This is a genomic window from Nocardia sp. NBC_00508, from assembly GCF_036346875.1.
GTDB lineage: Bacteria > Actinomycetota > Actinomycetes > Mycobacteriales > Mycobacteriaceae > Nocardia.
In genome coordinates, this window is the sequence record NZ_CP107852.1 from 5,373,852 (window position 1) to 5,389,689 (window position 15,838).

Sequence of the window (15,838 nt, forward strand, 5' to 3'; positions counted from 1 at the left end):
GTGGATGCGTAGCGGGATGCTGAGTGTGGCGCAGTTGCGCGACCATGTCGACACGGGGGAGATCGACACGGTGCTCGTCGCGATGACCGACATGCAAGGCCGACTGCAAGGCAAGCGCTGCGCGGCACGCTATTTCCTGGACGAAGTGGTCCAGCACGCCACCGAGGCGTGCGGCTATTTGCTCGCGGTGGACGTGGACATGGCGACGGTCGACGGCTACACCCTCTCGTCCTGGGACACCGGGTACGGGGACGTCGTGCTGCGACCGGACCTGCACACACTGCGGATGGCGCCGTGGTGGCCGGGGACGGCGCTGGTGCTGTGCGACGTGGAGCACGTGGTGCCACAGGGACGGCCGGTCGCTGCCTCGCCACGCCAGGTGCTGCGCAAGCAGTTGGACCGACTGGCCGAGCGGGGGCTGCGCGCGTTCGTCGGGACCGAACTCGAATTCTTGGTATTCGACGACAGTTACGAGGCGGCCTGGAACGCGGGGTATCGCGGGCTGACACCGGCCAACCAGTACAACGTCGACTACTCGATGCTCGGAACCGGACGAATCGAGCCGCTGCTGCGGCGCATCCGCAAGGAGATGGACGGCGCCGGGATGTACGTCGAGTCGGCCAAGGGCGAATGCAATCCCGGCCAGCACGAGATCGCGTTCCGGTACGACGAAGCCCTGGTCACCTGTGACAACCACAGCATCTACAAGACCGGTGCCAAGGAGATCGCCGCCCAGGCCGGGCGCAGCCTCACGTTCATGGCGAAATACAATGAACGAGAGGGCAATTCGTGCCACATCCATCTGAGCCTGCGCACCGACTCGGATGAACCGGTGTTCGCGGGTGACGCGGCCGACGGAACGTCCGCGCTGATGCGGCATTTCATCGCGGGCCAGCTGGACTGCCTGCGTGAGTTCACCTACCTGCTGGCGCCGAACATCAATTCCTACAAGCGATTCGTCGCGGGCAGCTTCGCGCCGACCGCCATCGCGTGGGGCCGGGACAACCGGACCTGCGCGATCCGCGTGGTAGGCGAGGAGCACTCGCTGCGGTTCGAGAACCGCGTGCCCGGCGGTGACGTGAACCCGTATCTGTCCGTGGCCGCGCTGATCGCGGCGGGCTTGCACGGGATCGATCGGCGGCTTCCACTGGAGCCGGAATTCCACGGCAACGCCTACCACTCGGACCGGCCGCGCGTGCCGCACACGCTGCGCGAGGCGGCCCAGCTGTTTGGGGACAGCACGGTGGCGCGTGCGGCGTTCGGTGATGATGTAGTGGAGCACTACCGCAACGCGGCCAGGGTCGAGTTGGACGCCTATGACGCCGCGGTCACCGACTGGGAGCGAATCCGTGGTTTCGAACGACTCTGAGGTCGCGGGAGCCCGTCCCGTGATCGGCCTGCCCACTTATGTGGAGCAAACCCGCTTCAACGCGTGGGATCTGCCGAGCGCGGTGCTGCCGCATGCCTACGTCGAGATGGTGCTGGCCGCGGGTGGCATCCCGGTGTTGCTGCCGCCTGCTGGGGTCGCGCGTCCCGAGCTGGTGCGGCGGCTCGACGGGTTGGTGCTCACCGGCGGCGCCGACATTGATCCGGCCCGTTACGGTGGCCCCTCGGCGGGAGTCCCCGGCTACACCAGGCCGGATCGCGACGAGTCGGAGTTCGGTCTGTTCGAGCTGGCCAGGGCCGCGGGCATGCCGATCCTGGCGGTATGCCGCGGGCTCCAGCTGGCCAATGTGGCGCTTGGCGGCACCTTGATTCCCCATCTGCCCGACGTCGTCGGCCATGCGGAGCATTCCGGCCTCGCCGGCGGCTTCACGGCCACCCGCGTGCTGACCGCCGCGGGCAGCCGGATCGCGGAACTCGCCGGTCCGGAGGTGAAGGTCAACTGCCACCACCATCAGGCCGTGGACCGGCTCGCCGACGGTCTGACCGCCACCGCGCACGCCGCCGACGGCACGATCGAGGCCGCGGAAGCGTCCGACGGATCGTTCCTGGTGGGTGTGCAATGGCATCCGGAGGCCGACGCCACCGATCGTCGCTTGACTCGGGCTTTGGTCGAGGCGGCCGACACCTACCGAAGGGAGCGGAACTCGTGACGACGGCGCACGTGGTCAACCCGGCGACGGAACAGATCGTGACGTCCGTCGAGCTGCTGGGCGAAGCGGAGACCGACGCCGCCATCGCCGAGGCCGAACGCGCTGCGGTCGCGTGGCGCGAGGTGGCGCCGGGTGACCGAGCCCGGTTGCTGCGCCGGTTCGCCGAAGCGGTCGACGCGGACCTGGAGCACCTCGCGCGGCTCGAGGTGGCGAACTCCGGGCACACCATCGGCAACGCGCGCTGGGAGGCGGGCAACGTCCGCGACGTGCTGCACTACGCCGCCGGGATGCCGGAGCGGCTGCTGGGCAATCAGATCCCGGTCGCGGGCGGAGTCGACATCACCTTTCACGAACCGCTCGGCGTCGTCGGGGTGATCGTGCCGTGGAACTTCCCGATGCCGATCGCGGCGTGGGGATTCGCGCCCGCGCTCGCGGCGGGTAACACAGTGGTGCTGAAGCCCGCCGAACTCACGCCGCTGACCGCGGTGCGGCTCGGTGAACTCGCGCTGGAGGCGGGGCTGCCCGAGGGTGTGTTCCAGGTGCTACCCGGTAAGGGCTCGGTGGTGGGTCAGCGGTTCGTCACCCATCCCGCGGTCCGCAAAGTGGTGTTCACCGGCTCCACCGAGGTGGGTAAGCAGATCATGGCGGGCTGCGCAGCGCAGGTGAAGCGGGTGACGCTGGAACTGGGCGGCAAGAGCGCGAACATAGTGTTCGCCGACGCAGACTTGGAGCGTGCGGCGGCCACGGCGCCCTACGGCGTGTTCGACAACGCCGGGCAGGACTGCTGCGCGCGGTCTCGAATCCTGGTGCAGCGCAGTGTGTTCGACCGTTTCCTCGAACTGCTGGAACCGGCGGTGCACGGCGTGCGGGTCGGCGATCCGTCCGAGGAATCCACCGAGATGGGCCCGCTGATCTCGGCCGCGCACCGGGAGCGCGTCGCCGGGTTCGTGCAGCCTTCGACCAAGGTGGCCTTCACCGGAAGCGTGCCCGACGGCCCCGGGTTCTGGTACCCGCCGACCGTGGTGCTGCCCGGCGCGCCCACCGACCGTGTACTCACCGAGGAGGTGTTCGGCCCGGTGGTCGCGGTGCTCCCATTCGAGGACGAGGCCGAGGCGCTGCGGATCGCCAACGACACGAACTACGGCCTGTCCGGCTCGATCTGGACCCGCGACGTGGGCCTGGCGCTGCGCGTGGCCCGGGGTGTCGAGGCGGGCAACCTGTCGGTCAATTCGAATTCGTCCGTGCGGTATTGGACGCCGTTCGGCGGTTTCAAGCAGTCCGGGCTGGGGCGTGAGCTCGGGCCGGACGCCGCGCTGGCGTTCACCGAAACCAAGAACGTCTTCCTCGCCACGCAGTGATCCCAGCATATCCGACAGGAGATACGTTGCAGCGCTTACAGGATCGGGTTGCCGTCGTCACCGGCGGCGGGAGCGGTATCGGGCTGGCCACGGTCCGTCGTTTCGCGGCGGAAGGGGCGAAGGTGGTCGTCGCGGACATCGACGCCGAGACCGGCAAAGCGGCGGCCGAGGAGGTCGCAGGGCGGTACGTCCAGGTGGACGTCACCGATGAAGCCCAGGTCGAGGCGCTGTTCCAGACCGCGGTCGACACCTACGGTGGGTTGGACATCGCGTTCAACAACGCGGGCATCTCGCCGCCGGAGGACGACTCCATCCTGACCACCGGCATCGACGCCTGGCGCCGCGTGCAAGAGGTCAATCTGACCTCGGTATACCTGTGCAGCAAGTACGCGATCGGGCACATGCTGGAGCGCGGCAAGGGCTCGGTGATCAACACCGCGTCGTTCGTCGCGGTCATGGGCGCGGCGACCTCGCAGATCTCCTACACCGCCTCCAAAGGCGGGGTACTGGCCATGAGCCGGGAGCTCGGAGTCCAGTTCGCCCGCAACGGCATTCGGGTCAACGCCCTGTGCCCCGGTCCGGTGAACACACCGTTGTTGCGCGAATTGTTCGCCAAAGACCCCGAGCGCGCCGCCCGTCGCCTGGTGCACGTGCCGATCGGGCGGTTCGCGGAACCGGAGGAGATCGCCGCGGCCGTCGCGTTCCTCGCCAGCGACGATTCCTCGTTCATCACCGCCTCGCAGTTCCTGGTCGACGGCGGCATCGCGGGTGCGTACGTGACGCCGCTGTAGTAAGGCGTATGCGCTGCACGTCGATCGCGCCGAACCGGATTACCTGTCCGGAAGGTCGCGTGGGTTGCGTATCGGTCGGTGGCAGGCTGCGAACCGGGTCGCTTGTCCGGAAGGCTGGGGGTTGCGTGTCGGCCGGTGACCGCTCAATGGCATCCGGCTAGCCGGACATCTGTCCCCGGAAGGCTGCGTGGTGCTCGTCGGCCGGTGGCGTCCTGTGGCATTCTCCGGTCGGAACGCGTGTCCGGCAGGCTGTGCGTGCTGTGTTGGTCGGGAGGTGGCGGCACGCCGCACTTCGTCCGGCCACGGCCGTCGGATGACTCAATTGTGACTGGAGTCACAAACTTGGTGAATCAGCAGTTCAGGGCGGCTGTTTTCGCGGCCGTCCCAGGGCGTTCCGGTTTGCCTGGTGAAAAACCTGGGTATCGCCCTGTTTCGTGCTGAACCTCCGGAAGTCCGGAGCCGGAGGTGGAACGAATCAAGGTCCGTGTACGGGCTGGAGAGGACGTGCACGTGACCGATCAGGCATCGGCCGGTTTCCCGCTGCGGCGTTCCGTGGCGGCATCCGCCATGGGCAACGCCACCGAATGGTTCGACTACGGCGTCTACGCCGCCACCGCGACGTATCTCACCGGCGCGTTCTTCCCCGGGGAACTGGGGACGCTCGGCACCATGCTCGGCTTCGCCATCTCGTTCGTCCTCCGGCCACTCGGCGGCATGGTATGGGGACCGCTCGGTGACCGAATCGGCCGGAAAGCCGTGCTGGCCACCACGATTCTGCTCATGGCCGCGGCGACCGGCGCCATCGGCCTGCTGCCGACCCATGCCACCGTCGGTGTGCTTGCGCCGATCCTGCTCATCACTCTGCGTGTGGTGCAAGGCTTTTCGACCGGCGGTGAATATGGCGGCGCCGCAACGTATCTGGCGGAGTGCGCGTCCGATCGCAGGCGCGGATTCCTCGGCAGCTTCTTGGAATTCGGCACGCTCGCCGGTTTCGTCGGCGGCTCCGCGACGGTGCTGGCCTGCCAGCTCGTCCTCGGCTCGGACGCCATGCACGACTGGGGCTGGCGCATCCCGTTCCTGATCGCGATTCCGCTCGGTCTGACCGGCTGGTACCTGCGGGCCAAGCTGACCGAGAGCCCGGTGTTCAGCGAGGTCGCCGAGCACAAGCACCCGCCGGGCGGGCTGCGGGAAGTGTTGACCACCTACCGGCGCGAGACCCTCACGCTCGCCGGATTGGTCGTCGCGCTCAACGTGGTGAACTACACGCTGCTCACCTACCAGCCCACCTATTTGCAGAACACGATCGGCATGGGCGAGTCGGCCACCACCGCGATGATGCTGGTCGGGCAGTTGGTGATGATGCTGGTGCTGCCGTTCTTCGGTCGGCTGTCCGACAGCGTCGGGCGACGCCCGATGTGGCTGTTCTCGCTGGTGGGCCTCGCGGTGCTGGCGGTGCCGATGTACTGGCTGATGGGGCAGGGCACCGGATGGGCCATCGCCGGCTTCATCGTGCTCGGTCTGTTCTACGTGCCGCAGCTGTCCACCATCAGCTCCACTTTCCCGGCCATCTTCCCGACCCACGTCCGCTACGCGGGCTTCGCGCTGGCCTACAACGTCTCCACGGCGGCATTCGGCGGCACCGCCCCGCTGATCAACGAGGCGGTAATCGATGCAACGGGTTGGTCCCTGTTCCCCGCCGTCTACATGATCGGCGCCTCCCTCATCGGCCTGGTCGCCTGGACCTTCCTCCGCGAGACCGCCGGAACCTCCCTGCGCGGCACGGAAGTCCCCGACGCGGGCGAACCCGTCCCGGACCTGCCCGCCGAACCGGCACCCGGACTTCCTTCGCCCGCTCCGTGAACTCCTCAGATGTTCCTGTACGTGCGAGGAAACGAGCGCTTACCGCGGGACGAACCCGGGTCAGAGGCGGGCTCCCTTTTCGAGATTGCACCTGCGGCATAGGATTTGGAGGTTCGCGACGCTCGTTGCGCCGCCTCGGCTCAACGGGATTATGTGGTCGAACTCGAGGTAGTGGTTGTCCCCGCATTGGCAGCACTTGCCACCATCTCGCTGCCAGACTTCGGATTTCATGTCGGGCGGTATCGAGCGGGCGTCGCGTTGCCCGGGAGCGAGTACCAATCGCTTTGCGATCCGAAGTGCCCCTTCGAGCACGGCGGCAACGTACTGAGGGTCCGCGACACTGTACGTTCCGCCGCCGCGAGCGGTGGTCGCCGAGACGATGACATTCCCGTACTCGCTGGCGATGGACACGATTCTCGACCACGGCAGTTCGGTACCCGCCCCGGCCCCGACGAACCGGAGTTTCTTGCTGCTGCCTATCAGCCTGCCGCTGGTGTGGCGAGGACCGCTGGCCAAGTACTTGACCTGTGCCGCGGCGACGTCGATGTAAAGCGTCTCGTCGGCTTCCAGGTGCAGCCCGGATCGTTGCAAGCGGGGCAGCTCGCCCGCCCGCACCTGCGTGAGCGATCGGCCGCGGACCATGCGCTGTCGAAGCTCGTTCACGCGCAGTTGCGCTGCGCCCAGATCGATGGCCGCTTGAAGCTCCGTCACGGCCTGCTCGAAGCTGTCCAGCTCATGCTGCTCTATCTCGTCGTCCGCGAAAGCGAAGGCGACGACTCGCTCCAGATAGGCCATGGCGAGCGGCCGCAATGCTTCCCTCCCGCTGCTTTCATGAATACGTTGGAAACGGAGGGCAACCCACAGCTCGTCCCACGCGGTGCCGCGCGGGCCCGAAGCGGTCAGCACCTGCCATGCCTGCGATTTCCACGTCGCCATGAAGCCATTGACGTCGGACTCGCACCAGCGGCATGGTGGCGGCGCGCCGAAACGTGGAATCCGCTTCGCGCGGCCGCAGCGTTCGCAGATCGACGGATCCGCGGGAAACAACTGTCTGGTGTCGCCGGTCCACGAGGTGCCGTTCCACCAGCGGACACGACCGGGATCGGTCGAGTCCGGATACCACGCGGGTTCCATCCGGGTCGAGGGCTCCGGCGCGGCGGTATAGCTGGGTGCGGGAGCGGATGCCCCTGTCGGCGCGGCAGGCGCATCGTCGACCTCGACACCGAACTCCTCAGCGAGCCCGCGCAGTCCGCTAACCCACCCTTGGCCGACCGTGCGGAACTTCCATGCCCCGTTTCGGCGATAGAACTCGCCGAGCACCATCGCTGTGACGGCATCGGGTTGGTCGATGTCGAACACGATGAGCGTGCTGGTCCCGTCGCGTACGGTCAGTGTGAGGTCGCGGATGTCTCGGAACGTTCCTTGATCGACCGATCCCGAGATGACGACGCGGGAAACCGAGCCTTCGACGGTGGCGAGGGACACTGTGAGTGTCGCGGAGCCCGCCGCGGACTCGTCCAGGGAGACGGCGCCGGATGGATGCTTCGCTGCGTTGTAGAACACGAAGTCGTCGTTCGTCCGGATCTTCCCGGTGTCAGCCAGTAGTAGAGCCTGCGGGTCGACCTCGTTGCGGGACCCCCATTCGAGCAGCACGGTCACGCTCGGTGCGGTTACCGGAGCGTTCCCTCCTCTGGTGAGCTTCACGCCGTGCACACCGTTCCCGCAGTGGCTTCCGTTACGTCTATAGCGACTTGTTATGTACCTGTGTCCTCCACTGCAGCAGCTAGATTCGCGATCTCCGGGCCTGGTTCCGCTCTCCCCAGCGTCTGGGCGAGTGTTCTCGCGCTGCCTAGCCGACCGCGGTCAGTGGTCGGTTGGGCCGATCCAGTGAGTCCAGGTGGTCCGGAGTCATCGCACAGATGCCGACCGCGGTGGGCTTGTCGACCAAGCGGGGCCCTACTGACCTATCGCCTTCGCCGCGCCCTTGGCTGAACACCGGCCGAATTCGTGCAGACGCGAGAGGAAATGCTCTTGGTAGCGTTGCTGAAGCCGAACCGGGTCGCGACGGTCACCGCGGGATCTCCGACACTGAGGCGTAAAACGCTGTGGGGGAATGGTTTTCATACCGTGAGACACCGGTGCGGAAGCCCTCGGCGGACTGATGGCTGCGGTGCTGGCGGAATTGTACAACCGGGTCCCGGACGTCTCGGTGCTGCGTGTATTCGAGGTCGACGACACCATCGTGGGCCCCGCGCTCTCGATTGCGGGTCTAGGGTCGGCGGTGCGCTTCCACGACTACGAGGTGTCTCTGCGAAGCTGAGGTGGTACGTCCCACCGTGGCGTGTGGTCCGGCAGGCCGGGGCGGGCGGGGGCGGCGTCGGCGCCTTTGCTGCGCGCGAGCCCGACCGTCGCGATCACCACCATCGCGAACGCGGCCACCAGCAGCCCGACCAGCGCGACGTCCACGTCCAGGTACTCGCCGAGCGCCAGGAATCCAAGGGCGCCGACCACCACCGGTTCGACGACAGTCGCCGCCGGGAACGATGCATGCAGGCTTCCGGCCCGATACGAGTACTGCTGCAGCACGGTGGCGGACAGGCCGACGACAATCAGCGCGTAGGTCTCGGCCGAGACGAGCACCGCGTTCGCGCCTCGGTCGGCGGTGGCGAGCACGCCCTTGACGAGCACGGCCGCGAGCCCGAACAGCGCACCGGCGATCAGGCCCAGTAGGACCGCCCGCCGCCGCCCCGGCCAGGCACGGGCACCGAGCAGCGCGGCGGTGAACAAGGGAACGGCGAGGAGCCCCACGATCACCCAGTGAAACGTCTCGGCGTGCGGCTGGCCGGGCCGGGGGTCGCCGACCACCACCAGGATCGCGATCCCGGCGGTCAGCGCCAGCGCCCATGCCCAATCGCCGGCCGATACCGAGCGCCCGTTGAGCCACGCACCCAGCGGCAGCACGAACAGCAGCGACAGCACCAGCAGGGGCTGCACGAGCATCAGCGCGCCCCTACCCAAGGCGGCCGCCTGGAAGGCGAATCCACCGAAGCCGACGAGCGTCCCCAGCCACCAGTCGGGGGTGCGGAGCATGCCACCCATGGCCGCGAGCGAGTCGGGCGCGTCTGCCGTTCGTGCGGCGGCGCGCTGGCGAATCGCCGCCCCGAGCGCTATACACACGGCCGCACTGACGGCGAAAACGACGGCGACCGGTGAGGACGACACTCCGGCAGACTACTCCGGCGCGGTCGGCCGGGTCGGACGCGCGGCGCTCCACCGAGAAGCAATGGATGCCTTCGTAACTGCCGGTTCGGTCGTTCGCTCGACTCGGCGACTCGGTGCTCGACCGGGCTCGATGCGCTGGTGCCGTCGGAATCGTCCGCGGTGCAGCGGTGGATGGGCGTGCGCGGGAGCGCTGGCGGTCAGCCGCTCGGGTGTACCGCACATAACAGGGGCCTACTGCCTTGTTATGGAAATGGAAGAACGATCTACCTCGGTATTTCCGCTGTCGGCAGGCAATTTGGGAAGCGACAGAATTCGGCGCTTCTGCGCCATGGAAACGAATTGGGAAACATTCGGACTCGATCTTGCGTCCAGCCGCCGTATCGGCCTGATCGGGGTTCGGATTTCGAATTGAATCGTGAATTACTTTCGGCGTGGCCGGGTGACTCGTGCAGCGGCTTCCACGGGGCCGGATACGATCGCCTTCCTGCTCGCCGGGTCTGTTTGAGCTGGTCAGGCGGGTGTCGTAGAGAGTGTGAGGCTGGAGGCAAGCGAACACCGCGGCGGGATGGCGGGTGGCCGACTATTGCGGCGACAGTGTGGCACGGTCGTATACTCGCGCTATGGCGGATAAACTGCCCTCCACCGAATTTCCCGATGAACCGGTTCTTGTGGTGCAGACGAGGGAACGGGTCTATCGGCTACGTGCTGGGGGCGCATATAATGTCGGTCGCGATCCGGAAGCCGACATTGTTGTGGCCGATCCACGGGTGTCCTCCGTGCACGCCGTTCTGGAGCGGGGTTCGGGCGGTTGGGAAATCGAGGACGCGGGCAGCCTCAACGGGACCTTTTTCGAGGGCCACCGGGTCGGGCGGATGGTGATCGACCACGACGAGACGTTCCAGCTCGGCCACGCCGTGGACGGTGAGCAGTTGGCCTGCTCGGTGGAAGCACCACCCGGCCACGAGTCCGATGGCGAGATCGGCGGAGACACGATGGTCGTCCCCGATCCCGGATACAACCTCGACGAGGAAGCAACGGTCACCAAGTTCGAGCCGGGCCTGCCCCGGCGGGTTTCGCGATCGGCGCCTCCGGCGGCCCACGCCGGCACGGTAGTCCGGATCACCTCGCCCACCCTCCGGATCGGACGCGCGGCCGACAACGACCTCGTCGTGCACGACCTCATGGTCTCCCGCTATCACGCCGAGCTGCGCACGATCGGCCCGGGCAGATACCGGATCGTCGACCTCGACAGCCACAACGGCACCTACGTCAACGGCTCGCGGGTCGACGCCGCAGACCTATCCGAATCCGATTTGATCAGCATGGGGCACACCACGGCCCGGCTGGTCGGCGACGAACTGCGCGAGACCGTCGACACCGGCGATGTGTCGGTCTCGGTGCAGAGCCTCATCGTGCGGACGCCGGAAGGCAAGGTGCTCCTCGACGAGGTGAGCTTCCCCATCCCGGAACGTTCGCTCGTCGGCGTCATCGGGCCAAGTGGGGCGGGCAAGTCGACACTGCTCGGCGCCGTCACCGGGTTGCGCCCCGCGACGGAGGGGACGGTCCGCTACGACAGACGCGACCTGTACACCGATTACGACGAGCTCCGGCATCGGATCGGGCTGGTCCCGCAGGAGGACATCCTGCACAGCCAGCTTCAGACGCGGCGCGCCCTGCTCTACGCAGCCGAACTGCGCTTCCCCGGTGACACACGCAGCGAGGAGCGGGAGCAGCGGGTCGACGAGGTCCTCGAGGAACTCGGTTTGGCGCGGCACGCCGATACCCGCATCGATCGGCTCTCGGGCGGGCAGCGCAAACGCGTGAGCGTCGCGCTGGAGTTGCTGACCAAGCCGTCCCTGTTGTTCCTCGACGAACCGACCTCCGGCCTCGATCCGGGCCTGGACAAAACGGTCATGGAAATGCTGTCCGAACTGGCGCATGACGGGCGGACCGTCATCGTCGTCACGCACAGCGTCGCGAATCTCGATTCCTGTGACCGCTTGCTTGTCCTGGTGCCCGGCGGGCGGCTGGCCTTCTACGGGCCGCCCGCGGAGGGATTGCAGCAGTTCGCGCAGCGCAGCTGGGCTGAGGTTTTCCAGGCATTCGATCGCGACACCGACCGCGACTGGGCCGGTGAGTTCCAGGCTTCGCCACGCTTCGAGCAGTACGTGGCGGTCGGACTGACCGACGAAGTCGGCCCGGCGGAAGTGCGCCCACCGGCACCGCCGCCCGCGCCGCAGTCCAAGCTCAGCCAGCTCAGTACGCTGTGCCGCCGATATCTGGCGGTGATCGCCTCGGACCGAAGCTACCTGGCGCTCCTCGGCGTGATGCCTCTGCTTCTCGGTGGCTTGATCGCCGCGATACCGTCGGGCGAGGGTTTCACCGGGACGCCGGGAACCAATACCGATGCCCCGACCAAGCTCATGATTCTGATCTTCGCCGCATGCTTCGTCGGCACCGGCAACTCGATTCGGGAGATCGTCAAGGAGCAGACGATCTACCGCAGAGAACGCGCGGCGGGCTTGTCGGCCGGCGTCTATCTGATGTCGAAGCTGCTGGTCCTGGGCGTGATCACCACTGTGCAGGCGGCGGTGTTGTTCTTCATCGGCACCATTGGTGAGAGTATGCCGGCGAAAGGGATATTCACCTCGGTCGAGCTGGAACTGATCCTGGCGATGGCGGTGCTCGGCATCGCATCGCTGGCACTGGGCTTGCTGGTGTCGGTACTGGTCGACACCTCGGAGAAGACGCTGCCGCTGTTGATAGTGCTGTCGATGGCGCAACTGGTGCTCACCGGCGGTCTGGTGCGGCTCCCCGGCACACCCGTCCTGGACCAACTGTCCTATCTCTCGCCGTCCCGTTGGGGCTACGGCGCGGGAGCCGCCACCGTCGACCTCGACACACTCTCACCCCATGAGGGCGCACCCGACCCACTGTGGCGACACACCCTCGGCGCGTGGCTGCTCGACATGGGAGTCGTCGCCGGTCTAGGGGTCATCTTCCTCGCGCTGGCCTGGTACCGCCTGTACCAGCTGCGCCCACGGCGCCGCGGCGCCCGCCGGGCGAGGCTTTGACGCCACCCGTCATCGAGGGGATGGTTCAGCGTTGTCGGGCTGATCATCTCCCTCCGGCCAGTCGTCCTCGATGATCAGGCGGCCGTCGTGGAGCATGGCCGCGTACTGTTCGGCGACCGTCGCGGCCGGGTATGTGGGCCAGTAGGAGACTGCGCCGGTGGGCTTGTCGATGACGCAGACCGAGCCGCCGACGATCACTACCGGCGCGTTCGGGTCGGCGTGCGGTGGGCCGTCGAAGACGGCGACGGCGACGAAGCAAGTGTCGAATTCGGTGATCCGGTAAGTGGTTCCGTGCGAGGCGTGGTCGTCGCCGGTGAGGTAGTGGTCGGCGATCCGGTGCGCTTCGGTCGGGTCCACCGGCGTGGTCGCCTCGGTCGGGTAGGCGTGGATGTCCATGTGTCGACGGGCAGCTGGGGTGGGGCCGCCTGCTCCTTCCGGATGTCCAGCTAACACGGTGGCGGCTCGGCACACGACGGTTTCCGGTCAGTCGAACCGGATGGTGGACAGCATCGTGCGTGCGAGTACCTCCGGATCCGGGTCGGTGGCCAGCGCCGAATTGTGTAGTGCCCCTTCGCGCCACAGCGAAGCAAAGCCGTGCACCAGGGACCACGCGGCGAGTTGAGTCGCCTGTTGGCGGGATCGGCTGTGCTCCGGCTGGATCGCCGAGACGCCGGAGCGCAGCGCCGTGCCCGAACGTTCCCGCGCCGCTTGCAGTTTCGGATCGTCGGCGTGCAGCAGGTTGTGGCGGTACATCACGTCGAAGTGACCGGGATGCTCGAGCGCGAAGCGAATGTAGGCCACCGCGACCTCTCGGAAGTCCCCGGCGGCCTGCTCGAGTCGTTCGGTCAGCAGCTCGAAGCCGTCGGTGGCCAGCGCGGTGAGCAGGCCCGCTCGATCGCCGAAATGGTGTGCGGGCGCGGCGTGCGAGACGCCCGCGTGCCGTGCCAGGTTGCGCAGCGAGAGGGCGTCGACGCCGTCGGCGGCGATGCGCTCGGCCGCCGCGGTCAGCAGTGCCGCGCGTAGATCGCCGTGGTGGTAGCTGTCCTTCGCCATACCTCGATGGTGGCCGATCATCTAGACATTGACAAGTTTGCGGCGGCGTGCTTAATCTTTCCACTGTCAAGATTTGCTTCGATGCACAGGAGACCCCGATGGCCCCGCTGGTTGTCCTCGCCGCCGTCACCGCACTCGCCCGGCTCATCGGCCGGCTCATCGGCGGCGGCTGGCTCGATTCCTGGGCGCACGCGACCGCACTCGGACTGGCCATGATGCTCGCTCTCACGGCGAGCGCGCATTTCCTCCAGCCGCGCCGCGACGCCCTGATCGCCATGGTGCCGCCGCGACTGCCGAATCCGGCCGCGCTGGTGACGCTGACCGGCGTGCTGGAGGTGGCGGGCGCGATCGGACTGCTGATACCGGCGACCGCGGATCTGGCCGCGGTCTGCCTGATCGCGTTGCTGCTGGCGCTGTTCCCGGCGAACGTCCGCGCCGCCCGCGCCGACCTGGGCATCAAGACCATGCCGCTGCCGCTGCGGACGCTGGTCCAGGTCGTCTTCGTCGGGGCCTGTGTGATCGTGCTGGTCGGCTGAACACGCCGAAGGCCCGTCCGCGCACCGGGATCCGATGCGAGGGCGGGCCTTTCGCCGCCGCGGTCAGCTCGCGCGGAGCGCCTTCGCGATGGTGCGGCGCAGGAACGGCCGCGCCAGATCCTCCGGCAGATTCGCCCAGGCCAGGAAGAACCGGGTCAGCGGGTCGAGGGCGATGTGGTGGCGGCCGCGTTCCATTCCGCGCACGGCGGCCTCGGCGACTCGCTCGGCCGACATCGGCTCGATCGATCCGGTGACGGCCTTGGTCTCCACCGGCTTTCGCACATTCTCCGCGGCCAGCCCCGGCGTATCGGTGTCGGCCGGGTAGATCACCGTGACGTCCACGCCCCGCGGTTCGACCTCGTAGCGCAAGCACAGTGCCAACTGCCGGATGCTCGCCTTGGTCGGCCCGTAGCCGGTGTAACCGGGAATACCGAGGAACGCCGCGGTCGAGCTGACGAGAAGGATTTTCCCTCTCGACCTCTCGATCATGCCGGGCAGCACCCGGCGCACCGCGTGCACGGCGCCGAGATGGTTCGCCGACATCTGCGTCTCGAACTCCTCGGCATCCACCTCGAGCAACCGGCCGGGCAGCGCGAGGCCGGCGCAGCAGGCGATGACCTCGCACGGCCCGTTCCGCTGCTCCAATTCCGTGATGGCGGAGCCGAGTTGGTCCGCACGCGTCACGTCCGCGGCGGCCCAGTCCGCACCGAGGTGTTTCGCGGCGTCGCGCAGCGGAAGCTTCCGGCGCGCGATGATCGAGACCTGCGCGCCACGCTGCGCGAAGGCTCCCGCCACCGCGGCGCCGATCCCTTCTGATCCGCCGGTGACGATGACGTGCTTGCCGGCCCAGTCGCTGACCCGTGCCATCGTGGCGACCCTCAGGCTCGGCTCGCGGTGACGATGTCGGCGATCCGGTCCCGCCACAGCAGGTAGGTGCCGGACGTGCCGTCGTCGGGGAGGCCTTCGAGCGCAGTCTCGATCAGCGCATCGGTTTTCGCGACGGTGGTGCCGCAGAACACCTGCGCGGCCGCTTCGCTGTGCTCGTTGACGCTGTTGGTCTGCTGCCGGATGCGCGCCACCATGGCCGAACCCAGCGACAATTGCGGCCGGAATTCACCGGCGAGGTCCCAGAGTTCCTCCATGGCGTCGGGTGTCACGCCGCCCGCGAAGGTGACCGCGATGCCGACGCCGCTCCACAGATCGGCGTGCCGCTTCGGGTCGAACTCGCTGATCATCCGCACGACACCGGCCGGGCTGCCGCCGCCGATGAACCACAGCGCACGACCGGTGCCCTGACTCATGATGCGCTTCAGATTGTCTCGGTCACCGAGCCAGCCGGGGAAGCGGTTCTCGACCTTCTTGTCACGCACATAACGCGGCATCTGGAAGAACGCCTTGTAGAAGCCGTAGCCGTCGATGGCGAGCCAGCGGAACAGCGGGTGCTCCGGAAAGACCTTGTTCCACCGGAACTTCGGGATCTTCGACATCGCCAGGCCGACCCCGACGTACATGGTCAGGGCGTACTGGCCGGCCGGGCCGCTGATCAGTTCCGCGGCGCGGCGGCCGGGGGACAGCGAGTCGATCGCGGTGAGGCCGACCGCAGCGCCCTCGTAGGCGAACCCGCGGTACTTCGGCGGCACCTGGAGCAGAGCGGTGATCAGTTCGTCATTGTTCGAACTGCGCACCGCGGAGTCGATGCCGCTGACCAAGTGCATGGTCACCTGCTCGAGCTCGAGCGCGGTCTGCTGGTCGGGCTGCTCGAACCCGCTCATCACCCGGCGGACAGCGGCAGGGCCGGGAACGAACAGGGCCGCGCGCAGCGGACCCAACGGCGAAGGCATGGGGTAC

14 protein-coding genes are annotated in these 15,838 nt (G+C 67.6%); 8 read left to right on the forward strand and 6 right to left on the reverse strand.

Features of this window, described 5'->3' with window-relative positions; genetic code table 11:
- Positions 1 to 4 precede the first annotated feature (4 nt).
- The 5 genes from OHA40_RS24000 to OHA40_RS24020 all read left to right on the forward strand — a co-directional run bounded on the left by OHA40_RS24000 (position 5) and on the right by OHA40_RS24020 (position 6,105).
- On the forward strand, positions 5 to 1,369 hold the full coding sequence (locus OHA40_RS24000) for a glutamine synthetase family protein (protein ID WP_330229137.1): 1,365 nt from the start codon (positions 5 to 7) through the stop codon (positions 1,367 to 1,369).
- A complete protein-coding gene (locus OHA40_RS24005) occupies positions 1,350 to 2,096 on the forward strand; it encodes a gamma-glutamyl-gamma-aminobutyrate hydrolase family protein (protein WP_330229138.1) in 747 nt (248 codons plus the stop codon). Before OHA40_RS24000 ends, OHA40_RS24005 begins: the two co-directional genes overlap by 20 nt.
- Positions 2,093 to 3,454, forward strand: a complete 1,362-nt coding sequence (locus OHA40_RS24010; protein WP_330229139.1) for an aldehyde dehydrogenase family protein — start codon at positions 2,093 to 2,095, stop codon at positions 3,452 to 3,454. The genes OHA40_RS24005 and OHA40_RS24010 overlap by 4 nt, the downstream gene beginning before the upstream one ends.
- Positions 3,454 to 4,245, forward strand: a complete 792-nt coding sequence (locus OHA40_RS24015; protein WP_442944074.1) for a 3-oxoacyl-ACP reductase — start codon at positions 3,454 to 3,456, stop codon at positions 4,243 to 4,245. Before OHA40_RS24010 ends, OHA40_RS24015 begins: the two co-directional genes overlap by 1 nt.
- Before the next feature lie 567 nt (positions 4,246 to 4,812).
- The gene (locus OHA40_RS24020) at positions 4,813 to 6,105 is read left to right on the forward strand and encodes an MFS transporter (protein ID WP_442944075.1); all 1,293 of its coding nucleotides are present in this window, start codon (positions 4,813 to 4,815) and stop codon (positions 6,103 to 6,105) included.
- Positions 6,106 to 6,165: 60 nt separating this feature from the next.
- On the opposite strand, the gene OHA40_RS24025 is transcribed toward OHA40_RS24020, so the two are convergent.
- Positions 6,166 to 7,809, reverse strand: coding sequence for a TerD family protein (locus tag OHA40_RS24025; protein WP_330229142.1), 1,644 nt, complete (start codon positions 7,807 to 7,809; stop codon positions 6,166 to 6,168).
- A gap of 457 nt (positions 7,810 to 8,266) precedes the next feature.
- Between OHA40_RS24025 and OHA40_RS24030 the strand changes: the two genes are divergently transcribed.
- Positions 8,267 to 8,425 (forward strand): hypothetical protein, encoded by a 159-nt coding sequence (locus tag OHA40_RS24030; protein ID WP_330229143.1) that lies wholly within the window; start codon positions 8,267 to 8,269, stop codon positions 8,423 to 8,425.
- Here the strand turns inward: OHA40_RS24030 and OHA40_RS24035 are convergent.
- Positions 8,401 to 9,327 carry a DMT family transporter gene (locus tag OHA40_RS24035; protein ID WP_330229144.1) on the reverse strand — a complete coding sequence of 309 codons (927 nt, stop codon included), beginning with the start codon at positions 9,325 to 9,327 and terminating at the stop codon, positions 8,401 to 8,403. The genes OHA40_RS24030 and OHA40_RS24035 overlap by 25 nt on opposite strands.
- Positions 9,328 to 9,947: 620 nt before the next feature.
- Here OHA40_RS24035 and OHA40_RS24040 point away from each other — a divergent pair.
- A complete protein-coding gene (locus OHA40_RS24040; RefSeq protein ID WP_330229145.1) occupies positions 9,948 to 12,401 on the forward strand; it encodes an FHA domain-containing protein in 2,454 nt (817 codons plus the stop codon).
- Between the two features lie 9 nt (positions 12,402 to 12,410).
- On the opposite strand, the gene OHA40_RS24045 is transcribed toward OHA40_RS24040, so the two are convergent.
- Both OHA40_RS24045 and OHA40_RS24050 read right to left on the reverse strand, forming a co-directional pair.
- Positions 12,411 to 12,797 (reverse strand): hypothetical protein, encoded by a 387-nt coding sequence (locus OHA40_RS24045; RefSeq protein ID WP_330229146.1) that lies wholly within the window; start codon positions 12,795 to 12,797, stop codon positions 12,411 to 12,413.
- Between the two features lie 87 nt (positions 12,798 to 12,884).
- Positions 12,885 to 13,454 carry a TetR/AcrR family transcriptional regulator gene (locus OHA40_RS24050; RefSeq protein WP_330229147.1) on the reverse strand — a complete coding sequence of 190 codons (570 nt, stop codon included), beginning with the start codon at positions 13,452 to 13,454 and terminating at the stop codon, positions 12,885 to 12,887.
- 98 nt (positions 13,455 to 13,552) lie between these two features.
- Here OHA40_RS24050 and OHA40_RS24055 point away from each other — a divergent pair, with 98 nt between their 5' ends.
- Positions 13,553 to 13,990, forward strand: coding sequence for a DoxX family protein (locus OHA40_RS24055; protein WP_330229148.1), 438 nt, complete (start codon positions 13,553 to 13,555; stop codon positions 13,988 to 13,990).
- Between the two features lie 63 nt (positions 13,991 to 14,053).
- On the opposite strand, the gene OHA40_RS24060 is transcribed toward OHA40_RS24055, so the two are convergent.
- Both OHA40_RS24060 and OHA40_RS24065 read right to left on the reverse strand, forming a co-directional pair.
- Complete coding sequence (locus OHA40_RS24060; protein WP_330229149.1) at positions 14,054 to 14,857, reverse strand: SDR family oxidoreductase; 804 nt, start codon at positions 14,855 to 14,857, stop codon at positions 14,054 to 14,056.
- Positions 14,858 to 14,868: 11 nt separating this feature from the next.
- Entirely contained in the window at positions 14,869 to 15,831 is a 963-nt protein-coding gene (locus tag OHA40_RS24065) for a DUF1702 family protein (protein ID WP_330229150.1), read from the reverse strand.
- Positions 15,832 to 15,838 lie beyond the last annotated feature (7 nt).